Annotated in this window: 16 protein-coding genes and 1 tRNA gene; 10 read left to right on the top strand and 7 right to left on the bottom strand. The window is 67.3% G+C overall.

Features of this window, described 5'->3' with window-relative positions; translation table 11 throughout:
* Positions 1-3 precede the first annotated feature (3 nt).
* Entirely contained in the window at positions 4-1,056 is a 1,053-nt protein-coding gene (locus ACTWP6_RS19075; RefSeq protein WP_443188501.1) for a polyprenyl synthetase family protein, read from the bottom strand.
* Positions 1,053-1,742 carry a hypothetical protein gene (locus ACTWP6_RS19070; RefSeq protein ID WP_443188500.1) on the bottom strand — a complete coding sequence of 230 codons (690 nt, stop codon included), beginning with the start codon at positions 1,740-1,742 and terminating at the stop codon, positions 1,053-1,055. Before ACTWP6_RS19070 ends, ACTWP6_RS19075 begins: the two co-directional genes overlap by 4 nt.
* Before the next feature lie 82 nt (positions 1,743-1,824).
* Here ACTWP6_RS19070 and ACTWP6_RS19065 point away from each other — a divergent pair, with 82 nt between their 5' ends.
* The 4 genes from ACTWP6_RS19065 to ACTWP6_RS19050 are packed head-to-tail and all read left to right on the top strand — an operon-like array spanning position 1,825 to position 8,991.
* Positions 1,825-3,228: a hypothetical protein gene (locus tag ACTWP6_RS19065; RefSeq protein WP_443188499.1), complete on the top strand. Its 1,404-nt coding sequence runs from the start codon at positions 1,825-1,827 to the stop codon at positions 3,226-3,228.
* Positions 3,225-3,764: a hypothetical protein gene (locus tag ACTWP6_RS19060; protein WP_260754577.1), complete on the top strand. Its 540-nt coding sequence runs from the start codon at positions 3,225-3,227 to the stop codon at positions 3,762-3,764. Before ACTWP6_RS19065 ends, ACTWP6_RS19060 begins: the two co-directional genes overlap by 4 nt.
* Complete coding sequence (locus tag ACTWP6_RS19055; protein WP_443188498.1) at positions 3,761-6,949, top strand: ATP-binding protein; 3,189 nt, start codon at positions 3,761-3,763, stop codon at positions 6,947-6,949. The genes ACTWP6_RS19060 and ACTWP6_RS19055 overlap by 4 nt, the downstream gene beginning before the upstream one ends.
* On the top strand, positions 6,946-8,991 hold the full coding sequence (locus ACTWP6_RS19050) for an FAD-dependent oxidoreductase (protein ID WP_443188497.1): 2,046 nt from the start codon (positions 6,946-6,948) through the stop codon (positions 8,989-8,991). Before ACTWP6_RS19055 ends, ACTWP6_RS19050 begins: the two co-directional genes overlap by 4 nt.
* A 3-nt stretch (positions 8,992-8,994) precedes the next feature.
* Here the strand turns inward: ACTWP6_RS19050 and ACTWP6_RS19045 are convergent, their stop codons facing one another.
* Positions 8,995-10,251: a saccharopine dehydrogenase family protein gene (locus ACTWP6_RS19045; RefSeq protein WP_260754581.1), complete on the bottom strand. Its 1,257-nt coding sequence runs from the start codon at positions 10,249-10,251 to the stop codon at positions 8,995-8,997.
* A 105-nt stretch (positions 10,252-10,356) separates the two neighbouring features.
* Between ACTWP6_RS19045 and ACTWP6_RS19040 the strand changes: the two genes are divergently transcribed.
* Together ACTWP6_RS19040 and ACTWP6_RS19035 are read left to right on the top strand one after the other, a co-directional pair.
* A complete protein-coding gene (locus ACTWP6_RS19040; RefSeq protein WP_260754582.1) occupies positions 10,357-10,803 on the top strand; it encodes an SRPBCC family protein in 447 nt (148 codons plus the stop codon).
* Positions 10,800-12,623 (top strand): sulfatase-like hydrolase/transferase, encoded by a 1,824-nt coding sequence (locus ACTWP6_RS19035; protein WP_260754583.1) that lies wholly within the window; start codon positions 10,800-10,802, stop codon positions 12,621-12,623. The genes ACTWP6_RS19040 and ACTWP6_RS19035 overlap by 4 nt, the downstream gene beginning before the upstream one ends.
* Position 12,624: 1 nt before the next feature.
* On the opposite strand, the gene ACTWP6_RS19030 is transcribed toward ACTWP6_RS19035, so the two are convergent.
* On the bottom strand, positions 12,625-13,887 hold the full coding sequence (locus ACTWP6_RS19030; protein WP_260754584.1) for an amidohydrolase family protein: 1,263 nt from the start codon (positions 13,885-13,887) through the stop codon (positions 12,625-12,627).
* A 50-nt stretch (positions 13,888-13,937) separates the two neighbouring features.
* On the opposite strand from ACTWP6_RS19030, the gene ACTWP6_RS19025 reads away from it, so the two are divergent.
* Positions 13,938-14,789, top strand: a complete 852-nt coding sequence (locus tag ACTWP6_RS19025) for an AraC family transcriptional regulator (protein WP_260754585.1) — start codon at positions 13,938-13,940, stop codon at positions 14,787-14,789.
* A 3-nt stretch (positions 14,790-14,792) separates the two neighbouring features.
* Here the strand turns inward: ACTWP6_RS19025 and ACTWP6_RS19020 are convergent, their stop codons facing one another.
* The gene (locus tag ACTWP6_RS19020) at positions 14,793-15,419 is read right to left on the bottom strand and encodes a TetR/AcrR family transcriptional regulator (RefSeq protein ID WP_443188536.1); all 627 of its coding nucleotides are present in this window, start codon (positions 15,417-15,419) and stop codon (positions 14,793-14,795) included.
* Positions 15,420-15,526: 107 nt separating this feature from the next.
* On the opposite strand from ACTWP6_RS19020, the gene ACTWP6_RS19015 reads away from it, so the two are divergent.
* The gene (locus ACTWP6_RS19015; RefSeq protein WP_260754586.1) at positions 15,527-15,799 is read left to right on the top strand and encodes a WhiB family transcriptional regulator; all 273 of its coding nucleotides are present in this window, start codon (positions 15,527-15,529) and stop codon (positions 15,797-15,799) included.
* Here ACTWP6_RS19015 and ACTWP6_RS19010 read toward each other — a convergent pair whose 3' ends face one another.
* A complete protein-coding gene (locus tag ACTWP6_RS19010; RefSeq protein WP_260758210.1) occupies positions 15,800-16,672 on the bottom strand; it encodes an alpha/beta fold hydrolase in 873 nt (290 codons plus the stop codon). It lies immediately after the preceding gene.
* 207 nt (positions 16,673-16,879) lie between these two features.
* On the opposite strand from ACTWP6_RS19010, the gene ACTWP6_RS19005 reads away from it, so the two are divergent.
* On the top strand, positions 16,880-17,131 hold the full coding sequence (locus tag ACTWP6_RS19005; RefSeq protein WP_443188496.1) for a hypothetical protein: 252 nt from the start codon (positions 16,880-16,882) through the stop codon (positions 17,129-17,131).
* A gap of 293 nt (positions 17,132-17,424) precedes the next feature.
* Here the strand turns inward: ACTWP6_RS19005 and ACTWP6_RS19000 are convergent.
* Positions 17,425-17,508 (bottom strand) — tRNA-Leu (locus ACTWP6_RS19000).
* 10 nt (positions 17,509-17,518) lie between these two features.
* Here ACTWP6_RS19000 and ACTWP6_RS18995 point away from each other — a divergent pair.
* Positions 17,519-18,034, top strand: a complete 516-nt coding sequence (locus tag ACTWP6_RS18995; protein WP_443188495.1) for a helix-turn-helix domain-containing protein — start codon at positions 17,519-17,521, stop codon at positions 18,032-18,034.
* Positions 18,035-18,041 lie beyond the last annotated feature (7 nt).

The raw sequence follows: 18,041 nt of genomic DNA, 5'->3' as shown, positions 1-18,041 counted from the left end.
GGCTCAGCGCCACCGCGCCCACACATACGGGACCAGCGAGCGCAGGAACTCCAGGTCGGGTCCCGGCACCGCCGCCGTGAAGGCGTGCTCGAAGTAGTCCTCCGCGACGAGCAGGATGCCCTCGGCGTACTCGCGGGTGTACTCGATGCTGCCGTAGTCGTCCATCAGCCGACGCACCTCGGTCACCATCTCCTGGGTGCGCTGCGTCCGCCCGCGGCGCAGATAGTCGGCCAGCACTTCTCGGTCGGTGCCGGTGGCCGCCGACACCAGGTGCATCAGCGGCAGGGTCCGTTTGCCCTCGTACAGGTCGCCCAGGATCTCCTTGCCGTACGTTCGTTCGTCGCCGACGAGGTTGAGCAGGTCGTCACGAATCTGAAACGCCGCACCGAAGTGAAATCCGAAGCCCACCAACGGAGCCAGGTCCGCGGTTCCCCGCGAGCCAACCAGAGCTCCGACGCGTAGCGGGTGAATCGTGGTGTACCAACAGGTTTTCCGCATGATCAGGTCTAGGTAGTCGGCCGGACCGAGATCCTCGACCCGATCGAGCTGCCAGCCGACTTCGATGGCCTGCCCCTCCAGCGTGCGCATCGCCATGGTGTCGAACTCGTGCCACACCAGATCGGCCAGTTCGTCGTCGAGTTGCCTTGTCGCCCTTCGGAGCACCTGGCTTGCCACCACCGCGAGACCGTCGCCGGCATTGAGCGCCGCGGCGATGCCGTGCACCGCGGCCAGCGTCGGTCTGCCACGGCGCATCTGACTGCCGTCGGCGATGTCGTCGTGCACCAGGAACGCATTGTGCAGCAATTCGATCGCGATCGCGATGTCCAGCACGACATCCGGTCCGGCCCCGAACGCGCGACTCGCCGCCAGACACAGCGCCGGCCGAAGCGCCTTGCCGGGGCGCGACGGATACTCGCGCATCGGCGCATACAGCCACTCCACCGGCTCTCCGTCGGGAATCGCATCGAGCATCCCCCGGCGGACGGTCTTGGCCACGCTACGCAGGTGATCGTCGACCTCACCGACCAATTCGTTCCGATCGACGGTGCCGGTCACGACGCACCCTGCCCGAGCACCAGAACCAGCGGCAGCCACACGCCGGGGTGCCCGTCGACCAGAATCATGCCGCGGTAGGTGCCCGCAGCGGTGTGCCGTGGCAGCTCGAATTGCACGGTGATCCCCCGACTGCTGCGCCCCGGCATCGGTACGATCTCGGGCTCGAACCCCGCCACCTCGGAACCGATGGTCCCACCGTGGTCCGCCAGCAGCCCTCCGCATCGCAGCCTGATCTTTCCCAAATCAACGGAACCGCTGTTACGCAACCACAGCTCTGCGGTTGCTACACCGGTCGGTGCCGCTGTCAGCTGCACGCATCCCGACGCCGTCGCCGTCGCCAGATCGAGCGTGGGTTCGGCCGGGGCGGACGGTTGCTCGCGCTGCTGTACAGGCAGTTTGAGGAACTGGTCGACCATGGCCCACCACGATGCCACGAACGGCTCCAGTCCGGTGGCCCCGAACAGGTCCGTCTGATCGTGACCGCCCGACGGGGTCACCGGTTGGGCCGGTTGACCGTAGGCACCGATGCCGGCTGAGGCCATCCTGACGAACCGGTCGACGAGTTCGCTCGCAGCGCGGAAGCCGTCGGCCTGAATTGCGCTGAGCGCCCGTAGGTTTGCTGCGGAATCAAATACCGCTGCCCACGGGAGTTCGTTGCTGGATCTGCCTCCGCCCCCTGCGTCCATGCGCTTCGCCTCCCTCGAATTTAACGCGCGCCAACGCCTCTATGACGGTATGCTAGCTGCGCATACGACAGCAGGAGGGGGCATGTCGGTACTGCGCGCGATACTCGAATTGCAAGGATCTCTGGACACCGCGACCGTCCGGACCGGCGATCCGCGCGTCGCCGAGATTGCCGACCGATTCCTCCCCGGCAGCTCGTCGACCCCGGAGTGGTACCGGGAACTGCTCGCGTTCATGCTCCCCGGCGCCCCGCAGGTCGACGCCGATCCCACCAACGCGATCCTGGCACTGCAGGAGACGGACTCCACACCGACCGTGCCGGAGCAGGCGCGATTGATCTATGTCCTGGGCGCGGTGATTCACCTGACCAGCAACGTCCCCGACGGTGTCGTGCTGCCGTTCGACGACCCCACCACCGGGCCGGCCAGGAGTGCTCTGATCTCGTTGCTCGGTCCGACGTTTCCCGAACCATCCGGCTCGCAACGTCCGGCCGACCCTCAGGCGCTCCAGCACGAAGGGGACGAACTGCAAACGATCATCGGTCTTTTCGACCAGCAGTTCACCGGATGGCAGGATTGGGACGACGTCGCGCAGCAGCTCGTCGCGCTGGGGGTGCTCTCCGCCGACGCCGCCGCGGTGCCGCTCTGCCGGCCGTCGGTGGTGTCGATCGGCGGGCGGGACGCGATCGTCGTCGACACGGATTTCACCTCCCAGGAGGTATCCCTCAATCAGGTCAAAGGCGTTGCCGATCCGCGGAATTGGGACGAGAACTACCCCGCATTCTTCTGCCACATGGAGTACCGGAATCTGCGTCCCGACGGTTGGCGGCGGGTGCTGGAGACAGTGGGGATCTGTGCGTTCCCGCCGCCGATCGGCATCCAGCTTCACACCATGCTGAAGTTCTTCAAGACCACGGTGGATCTGCCCGGCAGCCACAGCGCGCGTTTGGACTACGACCTCAACGACCCCCTTCCGGATCCGGACAGCGACGGCCGCATCACGATCGACCGCGGCTACATCAACATGTGGGCCCCCCAGGGCAACCCCGACGTGCCGCCGGTGGCGGTGCGCACCCGCAAGGTGGTGCGTATCGAGGGTATGCGCGCCTTCACCCAGGGGCGGTTCGTCTGCATATTCGGATATGCTTACGCCACAATGGAAATGCTTTTCGGGTCGGCGAAGCGTCCGCCGGAAAAGGGCGAGTACCGCTGGCCGTGGCTCGACGCCCCCGAGATCCCCGACAACGCAGCGCAGTCCTCGCCTGCGCAACCCCCGGACAACTCGGCGGCATCGACTGTCATCACGATGGCCGTCCAGTGCGTCGAGGACATGACCACCAGACATCTCGACGTGACCGACAAATGGATGTCGGGTCAGCTCACCCTGGCGGACCTGGCGCAGTACAGCGCCGAGGTCGGCGCGCGCATCGCCAGCGAGCCGTGGCGGATCATGCTGGCCCTGTCGAAGCCGAAGGGAGGCGCGAAATGACCGGCCCGACCAATCCCATCGACGCAAACAGGGCGACGACGCAGAAGCTCATCGAGGACACCAGCCGGCTCTGGAACACCGCCGCCGAACAGAGCGACTCGGCCGAAGGGCTGGGCATCGACGGCCGGATCGGTCTGGTACACGGTCTGATCGACGCGTGGGTCAAGGCATATGTGGCATTTCTGGAGACCCTCATCAAGGGCGGCGCCTGCCTTCCGGTGCCCTCGACGCTGGGCCCACCGCTGCCCTCTGAGGAGATCACCGTCGCACCAAGGACATTCCCGCGCACCCTGGAATTCGTCGGACCGCTGGTCCGGGTCGGCCTGCCCAAGGTCACGGTCCAGCCCCCCGCCGTGGCCTTCGACCCGCCGTTCCTGCCCGCAGGGATCGACAAGTTCCGGATCGTCCTCGTTGACCACAGGTTCATCGGCTCGAACTACGCGGGCACCGTGCGGCTGAGCAGTTCGGCCGGCGCGACGAACCTGTCGCCCCAGGATTTGGTGCCCGACGAGGTGTCGGTCACCGTCGGGCTGTGAGCGACGACGACGTCCACACCCCGATCGACGATCTGTTGACCAGGGCGGTACAGGCGATCAACCGTGGCGACCGGCGGACCGCCGACGCACTCGCCGACCAGGTTCTGGCCGTGGACGGGGATAACCAGGAGGCCGAGGATCTGCTCACCGCACCCGATGAGCAGGGTGAGATGCGCAGGCTGACCATCATGTTCGCCGACCTGGTCGACTCGACGGCGTTGTCCACCCGCGTCGAACCCGAGGTGTACCGCACGGTGATCGGGCGCTACCGCGAGGAGGTCGTCCGCCTCGTCGACCACTACGAAGGCCACATCGCGTCCGTCAAGGGCGATGGTCTGCTCGCACTCTTCGGGCATCCGAAGGCCCACGAGAACGACGCGCATCGCGCGGTGTACGCCGGCCTGGACATTGTCCGTGCGATAGCCGAACTCAGCGAGCGGGTGCGGCGCCGGTTCGGATTCGGCATCAGCGTGCGGGTGGGCATCCACCGCGGGCTGGTGTACCTCGACACCGTGCAGGACGACATCTACGGTCTGGGGGCGAATTTCGCCGCGCGGGTGTGCAGCGTGGCCGATCCCGGCTCGGTCGCGGTGTCCGAGTCGATCGAACTCGTCGTCCGTGACACCTTCCACACGGATGTGCGGGCGGCGCAGGCCGTGAAGGGCGTGCCCGAGCCCATCACGACGTTCCGCGTCACCGGGGAACGCGACGTGCTCGTCGGTACCACAGGGCCGCTGGTCGGCCGCGAGCCCGAACTGGAGCATTTGCGGTCGTGTTGGCAGCAGGCCCGACACCACACGCTCGGCACGCCCGGGGTCGCGTTCCAGGGCGAGGGGGGTGTGGGCAAGACGCGACTGGCCTACGCCGCGGTCGAGATGGCCGCGCGGGACGGCGCGGTGGTGCTCGGGTTGTTCGGATCCCCGTTCCACGCCGATGTCGGTCTGCGACCGGTGCGGCGACTCCTGGAGCGCCGCTGCGGGATCCAGCGCGAAAGCGACCCCGCCCAACGGCTGCGCGCCTTGGAGAACGAGGTGCTGCAGCGGTCGTTGAGCCCCGAGACGGTCGTCCCGCTGCTGGCACCCGTGTTGGGCATCCGGGCCGAGAGCGGGTACCAGGCCGTCCAATCCGAGGGTGCGAAGTTGTCGGCGCGCATCGCCGGTGCCGTCCAGGATTATCTGCGCGCCTGCATCGATTCCGGCCCGGCCCTCGTCCTTGCCGACGACGTGCACTGGTTCGACCCCGACACCGTTGCCGTCCTGAAGACGTTGCTCGGCATCGAGACCGGAAAGCTGATGGTGGTCATCACCGGCCGCACCCTGCCACCACTCGGTGACCGCGTCACCGAGTTCTCGGTGCAACCGCTCGACGAGGCCGAGGCCGACGAACTGGTCGGCAAGCTGCAACCCGAACTGTCCGGCGACGCGCGCCGGGCGGTCCGCGCGCGCTGCGACGGCATCCCGCTCTACATCGAAGAGGTCGTCGCGCGTCTGAAGGATCAGCCCAGGGGCGACATCCGGGCGACTGCGGTTCCCGACACACTCTATGAAGCCCTCTTCGCCCGCCTGCACACCGATCCCGACGCATTGCGCTTCGTGGGCGCTGCCGCGCTGATCGGCAGCAGGTTCGATCGGGGGCTGTTGTCCCGGGTGCTGGGGCTCGACCTCGACGCGATCGAGGCGACTCTGACCGGCCTGGCACAAGCCAGGGTGGTCGAACCTGTCGACAAGGAGAGCTGGCGCTTTCGTCACGAACTGCTGCGCGAGGTGGCGGTCGAGGTGTCTCCCCCGACCGTGCGCCGCCGACTGCACAGCCGCATCGCCGACGCCCTCGTCGCCGGCGCCGATCGCGCCGACCCCGAATGGTCCTTGCTCGCCCAGCATTACGAGTCGGCGGCACGATACGGTGAGGCGGCCACCGCGTACGAGCACGCGTCGACCGACGCCCGCCGGCGCGGCGCGCTGACCGAGGCGCGGGCCCATCTGGCCAAGGCATTGGCCGATGTCGCCATGGACAAACCTGGCCCGGCCCGGGATCACCGTGAGATCGAACTTCGGTTGGAGTCAGGCCATCTCGCGTCCGCGGCACAGGGTCATTCCAGCCCGGAGGCGGTCGCCGAGTTCGAGCGTTGTCTGGAGCTCATCGGTCCGGATCCGTCACCTGAGCTCTACGCCACGTTGAATGCGTTGTGGATCTACTACACGGCCCGGGGGGACCTGCGCCGTAGCACCCAACTCGCCGAGACGCTGCAGGCCAAGGTGGACAAGTCACCGAAAGCCGCACCGGGGATGGCCACCACCATGGGAATCTTGGCCGGTTTCCGTGGCGATTTCCACGGTGCGCGGAACATGCTGGAGAAGGCGGCGGCCTCTGTCCTGGACTCGTCGGCGCAGTCCTCGTTCACCTACTATGGCCCGAACGATCCGATCGGTGGCATGTACTCGTTCCTCGCCTTCGTGCGGTTCGTCCAGGGCGATCTGGACGGCGCCGAGGACGCTTTGAAACTCATGGAAGCGCGCAGCTTGGCGGTCGGATTCCCGAAGGGCGCCTTCAGTTTGTGCTACGGACGATCCATCGAGGCGCTGGTGCGATCTGAGTCCGGCCAGCCCGCTGTCTGCGCCGACCTCGCCTCCGGACTCGTCTCCCTGGCAAAGCAATACGACTTCGACGAATGGGTGATGGTCGGATGGAGCCAACAGAGTTCCGGACTCGCGATGGCCGCGCTCGCCGACGGCCGGACCGATCGCGCCGTCCTGGAACCTCACATCGAGACAATGCGGACGGTCGTCCGGACGTGGCGGGCCTTCGAGGTGATGACATTCCTCGCAATGTCCGATGCCGTGCTCGCCCGGCTGCTGATCGCTGTCGGTGATCTGGACGAGGCCCGTGAATGCCTCGATGTCTCGCTGAAGATGGGGCAGGACACCTGGATTCAGTTCTACGACGCCGAACTGCTGCGGCTTCGCGCGCAGACATTCCCCGACCAGCAGGCACGGCATGAACAGCTGCGCTCCTCGCTTGAGCTGGCCCGTAGACAAGGGTCCCATCTTCTCGGACTACGCTCTGCCATCGACGATTTCGTCCTCACGGGCGATGCCGCCCGGCATGCGCTGCGCGATGCGCTCCAGCGGCTGCCGGAAGATTCGGCACTGCCGGAGGTCTCGCGTGCCCGAACGCTGCTACGGTGACCCGGAAGCGGCAACGGGTCGCCGTCCTCGGCGGCGGCATGGCGGGTCTGACCGCAGCATGGCGGCTCAGCGAACCCGGGTGGCGGGACCGTTTCGAGTCCATCACGGTGTATCAGCGGGGGTGGCGGCTCGGCGGAAAGGCGGCATCGAGCCGCGGTGTGCACGGCCGTATCGAAGAGCACGGCCTGCACGTGTGGCTGGGATGCTATGAGAACGCCTTTGCGGTACTACGGGAGTGCTACGCCGAACTCGACCGCGCCACAACGGATCCAAACTCGCCGATCCAGTCCTGGGACGATGCCTTGGTGCCGGCGCACTCGTTGGGTATCGCCGAGCGGTCGGGCGAGCGCTGGCTGGTGTGGCCCGGCCGGCTCGCCGCCGACAGCGAACTACCTGGCGAACCGGACTCGACCGGCACCGAGTTCACTGCTGTCGACTTCGCGCTGCGCGCCATGGCGCTCGTCGTCGCCTTCGTCGACTCGCTCACCACGTCGGCCGATGCGTCGTCACCCACCGCAGAGCTGACACGACAACTCGAGGCGATCCGCAGCGTGGCGACCGTGGTCCTGACGGGTCTGATCAAGACGCCGGCACCGCTGACCGTGCCCGCCGACATCCTGCTTCGCGCCCAGGACGTGATCGCCGACGCTCTCGACCACGACCAGCCTCTCGAGACCCGTCGGCTGTTACTGCTGGTCTCGATGGAGACCGCCGTGGTGCACGGCATCATCGCCGACGGTCTCGTAACCGACCCGAAGGGATTCCGCACCATCAACGACGAGGATTTCTGCACGTGGATCACCCGGCACGGCGCACACCCGGGTGTCGTCGATTTCCCCCTCGTGCGCGGACTGTACGACATCGTCTTCGGCTACGAGGACGGCGACGTCGGACGGCCCGCACTGGCCGCCGGTGTCGCCGTCCTGCTGACCGGCATCGCGCTGTTCCGGTACAAGGGGGCGTTCTTCTGGAAGATGACCGCCGGTATGGGCGACATCGTCATCGCCCCCATGTACCAGGTGCTGCGGCGTCGCGGAGTGCGGTTCGAGTTTTTCCACCGCGTCGACTCCCTTCACCTGGACGGATCGCGGCAGGCCGTCGAGGCGGTGACGGTGGGGCGGCAGGCCCGGTTGGCCGGGGGTGTCACCGAATACGAACCGCTCACCAGGGTCGGTGGCCTGCCGGTGTTCCCGGCCCGTCCGCTGGCGCGACAGCTCGACGGCGGTGCGCGCGTCGACGATGCCGAGTCCCACTTCTGCGAGCGAGCCGATGTCGAAGTCCGGGTGCTGCGCCGGGGTGTCGAGTTCGACTCGGTCGTGCTTGCCGTCTCACTCGGAATGGTCGAACTCGTGGCGGCCGAGCTCGTCGCGGACAACCCGCAGTGGCGTGACATGACCACGCATGTGCGCACCGTCGCCACGCAGGCATTCCAGCTGTGGCTGCGGCCCGAGGAGGCGGCTCTCGGGTGGGACCTTCCCGGTGTCACCACCAGCGGCTACGTCGCGCCATTCGACACCTGGGCGTCGATGCCGCAGACGCTGTGGGCCGAACAGTGGCCCGACCACGACCGCCCCGGAACCGTGGCCTACTTCTGCGGTGCGCTGAACACTGTGTGGCCCAACACTGTTGAACCGGCAGATTACGTCGCCCAGTGCCGGCGGCAGACCCTCGACGGCGCCGTCGGTTATCTGGACAGCCATGTCGGGTTGTACCTTCCGGGCGCGGCCACCGCCGACGGCTTCGCCTGGCATCTGCTTGCCGGCAATGACGGGCTGTGCGGCATCGAGGCTCTGCAGACCCAGCACGTCAGCGTCAACATCGACCCGTCGGATCGGTATGTGCTGTCTGTCCCCGGTTCCGACAGATATCGGCTCCGTTCCGACGAGAGCGGCTACGACAACCTCGTCCTCGCCGGCGACTGGACCGATACCGGTCTGAACGCCGGATGCATCGAAGCGGCGGTCATCTCGGGCCTGCAAGCCGCCAACGCGCTTCTCGGCCGCGGCCAGCGGCACCGTATCCGCGGGTTCTTCATGCCCTGACGCTCAGTCCAGCCGCGCGACGTCGAACGTCACCCCGGCCGCGCGCAGCCGCGCAGCCAGCACCTCGCCCATCGCCGAGGCCGGCGTCAGCACCCCGGCGCGGTCCGGCAGCCGGTCCCGCTCGAAGGCGAGTGCGAGCGCGCCCTCTCCCAACAGCACTGCAGTGGAGGCATATCCGGGATCGGCGCGCTGGCCCATCCGGGCCACATACCGCCTGCCGTCGCTGGTGACGGCGTACGTCTCGACTCGGTAGTGGCCGGTGCCCGTGTCGTCACGCGAACCGACCGTCGTCCGTGAGGTCATGGCTTCCAGAACGCCGGGAGGGATCATCTGCAAGTACGGGCCGCCGAGTGTGGCCGCGGCGCTGATGGTCGCATTGGTCATCAGCGCCATCACCGGCGCCGCCGCCGAGCAGCCCATGCTGGCGGCCTCGCGGTAGCGGAACCGCCGCCCGTACCTCCAGTTCAGCAAGGCATTGCTGCGGCGCACGCACCGGGTGTTGTAGAGCGCCATCAGATATCCGCTGGTCCACAGTCCCGCCAGTTCGGGCGCGAGCTCCTCCCCCCGCTGCAACGACAGATCGGGCTGCGGGCCCAGATCAGGCTCGGCAGAACGGTTGGGGCTCAGGCTGTACGGATCGTCGAGGAGTTGCCGCATGTCAGGGTCACCGGAGCCCGCGCGCATCAGGGACAGCATGGTTTCCACGCTCCCCCGCGAGAATCCGGCGGCGTAGTTCGCCGACCTCAATACGCACGTGGTGTCGCCCAGCTCGCCGCCGCCGTCGGCGGTCAGCTGACGGTGCAGCGCGTAGACGGTCAAGTCCGACGGGACCGAGTCGAAGCCGCACGAATGCACGATCCGGGCGCCGGTGCCCGCCGCCGCCCGGTGACAGCGGTCGATGCTGGTGCGGACGAACGGGATCTCGCCGGCCACGTCGACGTAGTCGGTGCCTGTCGAGGCGCACGCTTGAACCAGCGGCAGACCGAGACGACCGTACGGGCCGACCGTGCTGACGACCAGCCCCGACCTGACCACGATCTGGGCGAGCCGTGCCGGATCGGTCAGGTCGGTGCGCAGCAGGGGCCAGTCCGCGGCCGGCGCCCCCAGCGCTTCCCGCAACGCGCCCAACCGCTGCTCCGACCGGCCCGCCAGACCGATGCGCGCGTCCGGCCAGGCGGCGGCGAGGTATCGGGCCGTCAGCGTGCCGACGGACCCGGTGGCCCCGAAGAGCACGATGTCGAGGTCGCGGCCGGCCCGCATGGTGGCGAACGCTACCGCAGCGGTGCTGCCGCCGCCGGGGACTCGTGACGCCGAGTTCCGGTGCGTCTTCGCCCATCCGAGGGCGCGACCGACTTGGATGGGCCCATGGCCGACATCAGCCGCCGTCGTTGCGTTCCCTCCGCCCCCGAGGAGGTGTGGGGGTTGCTCGCCGATTTCGGCGCGCTGGCCACATGGGCCGACGACGTCGACCATTGCTGCCTGCTCAACGGCGACGAGGGTTCGGGACCTGTCGGGCTGGCCCGCCGAGTTCAGCGCGGCCGCCAGACCTTCGTCGAGACGATCGTGGAATTCGACGCCCCACATGTCCTCGCCTACCGGGTCGCCGGTGTGCCGAAGGGTTTCTCGGTGACCAACCGCTGGAACGTGGCGCGCGGGCCCGGGGACGCGACTACGGTGACCCTGACGAGCACGATCCGGTCGTCGCATCCCCTGTGGCGTCCCGTCGCCGAACGCGCTTTCGCGGGGTTGATGGCACGGAACTCGAGCAGGCTGCTCGACTCGCTGGTGAACACCGTGGAAGGAACGGCATGACCTCCGAACGGCCCGACATCGTCGTCATCATGACCGACGAAGAGCGTGCGGTCCCGCCGTACGAGCCCGACGACCTCCGTATGTGGCGTGACCGGACGTTGAGCGGCCGAAAATGGTTTCACGACAACGGGGTCAGCTTCACGCGCCACTACACGGGCTCACTGGCCTGCGTGCCGTCCCGGCCTACCATCTTCACCGGCCAGTATCCCGATCTGCACGGCGTGACGCAGACCGACGGCATCGGGAAGGCCCATGATGATTCGCGGCTCAGATGGCTACGCCCCGGTGAAGTGCCCACCCTCGGGCACTGGCTGCGTGCCGCTGGTTATGACACCCACTATGACGGCAAGTGGCACATCTCGCACGCCGACCTCACCGACCCGCAGACCGGCAAGTCGCTGGCCACCAACGACGACGACGGGGCGGTCGACCAGGCCGCGGTGCGCCGCTACCTGGATGCCGATCCGCTGGACGCGTACGGGTTTTCGGGCTGGGTGGGCCCGGAACCGCATGGTGCCAAGCTGTCCAACGCGGGCATCCGCCGTGATCCGTTGATCGCCGACCGGGTGGTGGCCTGGCTCGAAGACCGCTACGCGCGACGCCGCGCGGGTGACCCCGCCGCTCTGCGACCGTTTCTCGTGGTGGCCAGCTTCGTCAATCCGCATGACATCGTCCTCTTTCCGGCCTGGGCACGCCGCAACCCGCTGCCCGCATCGCCGCTGGACCCTCCCCCGGTGCCGGCCGCGCCCACCGCGGACGAGGATCTGTCCGGCAAGCCCGCCGCCCAGATCGCGTTCCGCGAGGCGTACTACTCCGGCTACGGTCCGGCACGGTCCATCGAGCGGACCTACCGACGCAACGCCCAGCGCTACCGGGACCTCTACTACCGGTTGCACGCCGAAGTGGACACCCCGATCGACCGGGTGCGCCGCGCCGTCACCGAGGGCGGGACCGGAGCCGGACCCGACGACACCGTGCTGATTCGTACCGCCGATCACGGTGATCTGCTGGGCGCGCACGGTGGGCTGCACCAGAAGTGGTTCAACCTCTACGACGAGGCGACCCGGGTTCCGTTCGTCATCGCCCGGGTCGGCAGCCGCGCCACCATCGCGCGGAGCATCACCGCGCCGACGTCGCACGTCGATCTCGTTCCGACCGTGCTCTCGGCGGCCGGCGTCGACGTGGAGGCGGCCGCCGCCCTCCTGATGGAGTCGTTCTCCGAGGTTCATCCCCTGCCCGGCCGCGACCTCATGCCCGTCGTCGACGGTGACCGGCCCGACGACCACCGCGCGGTGTATCTGATGACGCGCGACAACATGCTGGAGGGTGACACCGGCGCCTCGGGGCTGGCCCGCGCCTTGAAGCTGACCTCGAATGTCCCTGCGCCGCTGCGTATCCGGATCCCAGCCCATACGGCCGCCAATTTCGAAGGGCTGGTGGTGAGGGTCGAGGAAGAGGCGCCCGCGCCCGAGCGCGGGCATCTGTGGAAACTGGTGCGGTCGTTCGACGACCCGGGCACGTGGACCGAGCCGGGGGTTCGTCATCTCGCCGCCGACGGCATGGGCGGACCCGCCTATCGAACCGACCCGCTCGACGACCAATGGGAGCTCTACAACCTCACCGACGACCCGGTCGAGGAACACAACCGGTGGACCGATCCCGAATTGCACGAGCTGCGCGCCCACCTGCGCGCGCGACTGAAACAGATTCGCGCCGAATCGATTCCGGAGCGCAATGAGCCCTGGCCCTACGTCCGGCGACAGCCGCCGCAACGGGCCCCGTGGACACCGGCGCGCGCGTTGCGACGGCTGCGCCGGTGAATCACGTCCGAGCGAACTGCTTTTCGTTGTAGAGCCGCGCCCACTCGGCCCGCGGCCGGATGGACACGTCGACGTCGGCGGCCTTGGCGCGCAAGGCGCCCGCGGTGGCCTGCTCCTTCGGTGTCAGCTTGAACGGGTCCCAGCCGAAGAATCGGCAGGAGTTCTCCCACGTGATCTTGTTGATGTCGGAATCCGAGGCGCCCGCGGCGTTCAGTTCGGCGAGCACCTGCTCCGGCGCGTCAGGCCAGAAGCAGTCCGAGTGCGGATAGTCGCACTCCCACGCGATGATGTCGATGCCGATCTCGTGACGCAGCTTCAGCGACGTCTTGTCGGTGACGTAGCAGGCCAGTGAATGCTCGCGGAACACCTCGCTGGGCAGCTTGTCGCCGAAGTCCCGGCGCAGCCACTTCTGGTTGGTGTAGTGCCGGTCGCTGCGGTCGAGGTAGAACGGGATCCAGCCGATGCCACCTTCGGAGAAGGCGAACTTCAGGTCCGGGTAGTTGCGCATCGCCGGGCCCCACAACAGGTCCTGTGCGCACATCGCCGAGACCTGGGTGGCCAGGATGATGAGATTGTCGATCGGGGCGTTGGGCGCCATGCTGATGGCTCCGAAGCCGGTGCCGATGTGCAGGCACATCACCACGTTCTCTTCGGAGAGGGTGCGGAACACCGGGCCCCAGTAGTCGTCATCGTGGTAGCTCGGAAGCCCTTCGAGGTGCGGCAGTTCCGGCATGGTCACCGCGCGGCAGCCCTTGGCGGCGACGCGGCGGATCTCGTTGCACATTGCCTCGGGGTTCCACGTGGGCAGGATCGCGATCGGGATGAAGCGATCGGGGTACGAACCGGCCCATTCGTCGATGTGCCAGTCGTTGTAGGCCGAGACCATCACCAGCGTGGCCTCTTCGCGGTGCATGTTCAGGTGGCGCGCGGAGAAGCCCGTGAACGTCGGGAAGCACATCGAGGCGAGGATCCCGTTGCGGTTCATGTCGCGCACCCGTTCGTGCACGTCGTACACGCCGGGACGCATTTCCGCGAACCCGGCCGGGTCACGGCCCCACTCCTCGGCCGGCCATGACACCACAGCGTTGAGGCCGCTGACTCCCTGTGGCCTGCCCTGGTACATCCACTGATCGACGCCCTTCTCGTCGGTGACGACGATCGGCGCCTCCTGCTTGTACTTCTCCGGCACGTGACGCAGAAACATGTCCGGCGGCTCCACCACGTGGTCGTCGATGCTCACCAGTATCAGGTCGTCTTTGTGCACTGTCGCTCCTCACATCTGCGCGTATAGCTCCAGTAGTACCGTCTGAAGGCGTGACCGTCTCTGCGTCTTCGGACAGACTCTTGCCCGAATCGGCCAATGTGGTGCGGCGCCGCGTGATCGATCTCCGTCGTGGCGGCCGGGCACTGGGTGGCAGCTATCTGTACGAGGGCGATGCCCTGATCACCGGGTGGCACTCCCATGACGTGCACCAGATCGAGTACGCGTTGCATGGCGTCGTCGAGGTGGAGACCGACTCGGCGCATTACCTGCTTCCGCCTCAGCAGGCGGCCTGGATCCCGGCCGGGCTGGAGCACCAGGCGGTGATGAACCCCGACGTGAAGACGGTGGCGGTGATGTTCGACCGCACCCTGATCCCTGACGGCGGCGACCGGGCCCGGATCCTGGCGGTGTCGCCGTTGATCCGCGAGATGATGATCTATGGGCTGCGCTGGCCCATCGACAGGCGCGGAGGGGCCGCAGAAGACGAAGCCGTTTCCGACGGCTTCTTCCGGACCCTGGCGGCGTTGGTCGGCGAGGCGCTCGACCACGAGGCGCCACTGAGCCTGCCCACGTCGGACCATCCGATCGTCGCGGCGGCCATGGAGTACACCAAGAACCACCTCGACACCGCGACGAGCGAAGACGTCAGCCGCGCAGTGTCGGTCTCGGAGCGCACCCTGCGTCGGCTGTTCGCAGACTCGCTCGGATTACCTTGGCGCACTTATCTTTTACATGCCCGAATGCTGCGCGCGATGGCTCTGCTGGCCGGGCCGGCGCAGAGCGTGCAGGAGACGGCGACCGCGGTCGGCTTCGACAGCGTCAGCTCCTTCACCCGCGCCTTCACCCAGTTCTGCGGAGAAACGCCGTCGGCATACCGCCGGAGAGTCGCCGACACCTCCTGAAGATCAGTCGGCCTCGGGACGTCGGAACAGTCCTTCGCGCAACAGCGAGTCCACGGCGGCCTGCCACCGCAGAAGCTGGTTCGGCGAGATCAGCGGTTCCGCCAGATGCCGGTCGAGATGTGAGTGGAGGCTGATCGCGCCGAGGGCGAGTACCAGGCCGTTGATCGCCGCCCACGTGACGTCGACATCCGGACGAAGCTCACCGCGATCCTTGCGTTGCTGCCACCGCGCCACGCCGGCGCTGAAGAGTGTGTCGAAGATCTTCGCGCCGACGGGGCTTCCGTCGACGAGGGCACGCCCGAGGTAGGCGGCGACCTCGGGGTTCCCACTGAAGAGCGAGCTGATTCTGCTGCCAATCTCGGCGACGGAGTCCGCGGGCGGCTCCGATAGGGGCCGGCTGAAGGTCTCCCCGATCAGCGCCAGCACGTAATCGTCGACAGCGCTGATCAAGCCGGCTTTCGTGGCGAAATGATGCTGCACCAGGCCCAGCGACACTCCGGCCGCCGCAGCCACACCCCGCATCGTGGTCCCGGCGGCGCCGTTTGCTGCGAGACTGCGCAGCGCCGCGGCGCGGATCTTCTCCACGTTGCGCGGCTCGTCTGCGCCGGTCCGACCCACCTCTGACACCACAGTGTTCACCGTAGACAACACCGTCACCAGCGAACTCGACAATACGGCGGTATTGCTTTTACGGTACAAACGTATTGAGTGAGAACGGAAAGGAAGGGCAGGTGTCCATGAGCTCGATACGAGTCGACGAGGAAGCGTGGACCGCGCCCTGCACGCGCGATCCGGACCGATGGATGGTCACCGCGGACGAAGGGGCCAAGTCGTTGTGCCGCGCTTGCCCGCGACGCTGGCAGTGTGCGCGCGACGCGTGTGTGACGCCGGGGGCCGTGGGCCTGTGGGCGGGGATCGTGCTCCCGGAGGGCGGCCGGAACCGGCAATTCGCCCTCAGACAACTGCGTTCGCTGGCCGAACGCAACGGGTTCTCGGCCACGAAGCGTTGATCAGCGGTTCTGCGTGGCGACGGCCGAGGACTGCCCCGACGACGAGATGAAGTCCTCCAGCAGATCCACCACGTCGGTCGGTTTCTCGACGTGGGGAAAGTGACCGACGCCGGGGAGGACCTCCAGTCGACAGCCCGGCCGCAGCCGGTCGAGCTCATAGCCGTGTTCGACGGGAATGATGTGGTCCTGATCGCCCCAGATCACCATCAGCGGCAGTTCCGAGGTCAGGTGCAGGCGGTTCAACGCGCTCACGGCTTGACCGCGGTAATCCACGACGGACCGCAGCGTGCGCAGGAACGCCTGCCGGGTCTGTGGATCAGACAGAGACGAGTAGGCGCTCCACATCTCAGCTCCCCGGGGTGACTGGATGTTCGCGGCGGAGAACCAGCTACGGACCTTGTTGCCGAGTCGCACCACGGGCGAGGGGGCGATGACCGGCAGGAGCAGTTCGGCGCCCGGCGCCGACAGCAGGCGCAACGTCCAGCCCACGTCCTGGCCGAGGCCGCCGCTGCTGATGAGCACCAGCCGTCGGCAGTAGTCGGGGTGCTGGTAGACGAACTGCATGGCCACCCCGCCGCCAAGTGACTGACCCACGACGGTGACCTGCGTGACGCCGAGTTCGTCGAGCAGGTCCCGAAGCCCCACGGCGAACGCGCCCAAGGAGTAGTCGCTGCGCGGCTTGGCGGACTGACCGTGACCGAGAAGATCCGGAGCGATGACCCGGTACCGCTTCGCGAGCTGGGGCAGGACCGCGCGCCAGGTATCGGAGCTGCCGGCCATGCCGTGCAGCAGCAGCAAGGTCTCCTCGCCGCGACCGACGTCCCGGTACGCGACGCGATCACCGTGCAGATCCAGGTACTTCAAATCGGTCATCAGGCGTATGTCCCCCATCCGTGACGTAATACTCGCCATGGTCGCAGAGGATCCGCGCCGGCACGCCCTGTCGTGCGCATCCCGACCCGCGGCATCAGAAGGTGAGCAGCATCACCAGAGTGGTGGCGGAGCGAAAGAGGTTTCGCGGCCCCGCGGCGGGGTAATTATCGGCCCAGTCGAGCGCGTCGAGGTCGAGAAGGAGAAGTCATGGCCGACAGGGCCGGAGGCACCCCCAGTTCGGACGATCCGTTCAACGAGACCGTCGCCACCACGGGCCTCTTCCTGATCATCACCGCGATCATCTCGCTGGCCTTTGCCGTCGCCAGCTGGGGACTCTCGGAGACCGTGATCGCGGTCTTCGCCGGGGCCATCGCGGTCGTCAGCTTCACCGCGAGCATCCTGTGCTTCAAGAATCAGGCGGGCGACGCCGCGCCGGCCCCGGTTGAAGCGTCTGCCTGATCTTCCTCCGGTCGGCGAACTCTCCGGCCCTTTTGGCGGCTGCGGGCTGCGGGGTGCACCTCCGGCGCACGCGCGTAGCGGCGCGTTTTGGCCATAGACCGGCAGTTGCGCCGGGACGAGGCGATCCCTCGCAGCGTATTTCCGGACCATCGATCACATGCGACGGCCCGTCCTCACCAGTAGGCGGGCCGTTCGTCGTTCTCGACCACGGCGACGTCTCCCCCGATGCTTCATGACGTCCTGGCTTGCGCAACACGCGGGGAGGTGTTCTCGCCGGCGGCCGACAAATTGAGTGCGGGCGGTGGGACTCGAACCCACATGTTCTTTCGAACACGGGCACCTAAAGCCCGCGCGTAAGCCAATTTCGCCACGCCCGCAGTGGTTGCGATGGTACCAACCCGGACGTGTCGGAGTCCGTCCTTAAGTTGGGGTCGGGAATGGGGGTCCGGCATGACGCGATCCAAAGAACAGTTCGATGCAGTGCAACTGCTGATCGCAATGGGCAAGAACGATTGCGAAATAGCACGACAAACCGGAATCCCTCGAAAAACGGTTTGGCAGTGGCGTCGGCGACCGGGAACCGGTTTACGACTACGTGCGGGGAACGCGCCCTGCGGAGTCGAACACGACTTCACCGGCTTACCCGCCGGGCCCTACGCATACCTCCTCGGCATGTATCTCGGCGATGGATGCATCTCGCGCGGAGCCAAAACATACAGACTTCGCATAACCTGCGACAAGCGCTACCTCGGCATCATCCACCGTTGCTGTGCGTCTATCGATGGTCAAGTCCAGGGACGTGGTGTACGACGTCGTCGTGTGATTCTTCGAGGTGATGGTTCAGGTGGTCAGTGCCGCGGGGGTGGCCTCCTGTTCGGTCGGGGTGTCGTTGACGGTGCGTGATTTGCTC

Origin of the sequence: Mycobacterium sp. 4D054 (assembly GCF_052245755.1) — a bacterium.
Classification (GTDB): Bacteria; Actinomycetota; Actinomycetes; order Mycobacteriales; family Mycobacteriaceae; genus Mycobacterium.
This window is presented reverse-complemented; position numbering and strand designations above follow the sequence as displayed.

Bases quoted from the DNA above. Each gene is read 5' to 3' on its own strand.
- ACTWP6_RS19070 (WP_443188500.1), bottom strand. From the start codon at position 1,742: ATGGACGCAGGGGGCGGAGGCAGATCCAGCAACGAACTCCCGTGGGCA.
- ACTWP6_RS19065 (WP_443188499.1), top strand. From the start codon at position 1,825: ATGTCGGTACTGCGCGCGATACTCGAATTGCAAGGATCTCTGGACACC.
- ACTWP6_RS19060 (WP_260754577.1), top strand. From the start codon at position 3,225: ATGACCGGCCCGACCAATCCCATCGACGCAAACAGGGCGACGACGCAG.
- ACTWP6_RS19045 (WP_260754581.1), bottom strand. From the start codon at position 10,251: ATGCGGGCCGGCCGCGACCTCGACATCGTGCTCTTCGGGGCCACCGGG.
- ACTWP6_RS19040 (WP_260754582.1), top strand. From the start codon at position 10,357: ATGGCCGACATCAGCCGCCGTCGTTGCGTTCCCTCCGCCCCCGAGGAG.
- ACTWP6_RS19035 (WP_260754583.1), top strand. From the start codon at position 10,800: ATGACCTCCGAACGGCCCGACATCGTCGTCATCATGACCGACGAAGAG.
- ACTWP6_RS19015 (WP_260754586.1), top strand. From the start codon at position 15,527: ATGAGCTCGATACGAGTCGACGAGGAAGCGTGGACCGCGCCCTGCACG.
- ACTWP6_RS19010 (WP_260758210.1), bottom strand. From the start codon at position 16,672: ATGACCGATTTGAAGTACCTGGATCTGCACGGTGATCGCGTCGCGTAC.
- ACTWP6_RS19005 (WP_443188496.1), top strand. From the start codon at position 16,880: ATGGCCGACAGGGCCGGAGGCACCCCCAGTTCGGACGATCCGTTCAAC.
- ACTWP6_RS18995 (WP_443188495.1), top strand. From the start codon at position 17,519: ATGGTACCAACCCGGACGTGTCGGAGTCCGTCCTTAAGTTGGGGTCGG.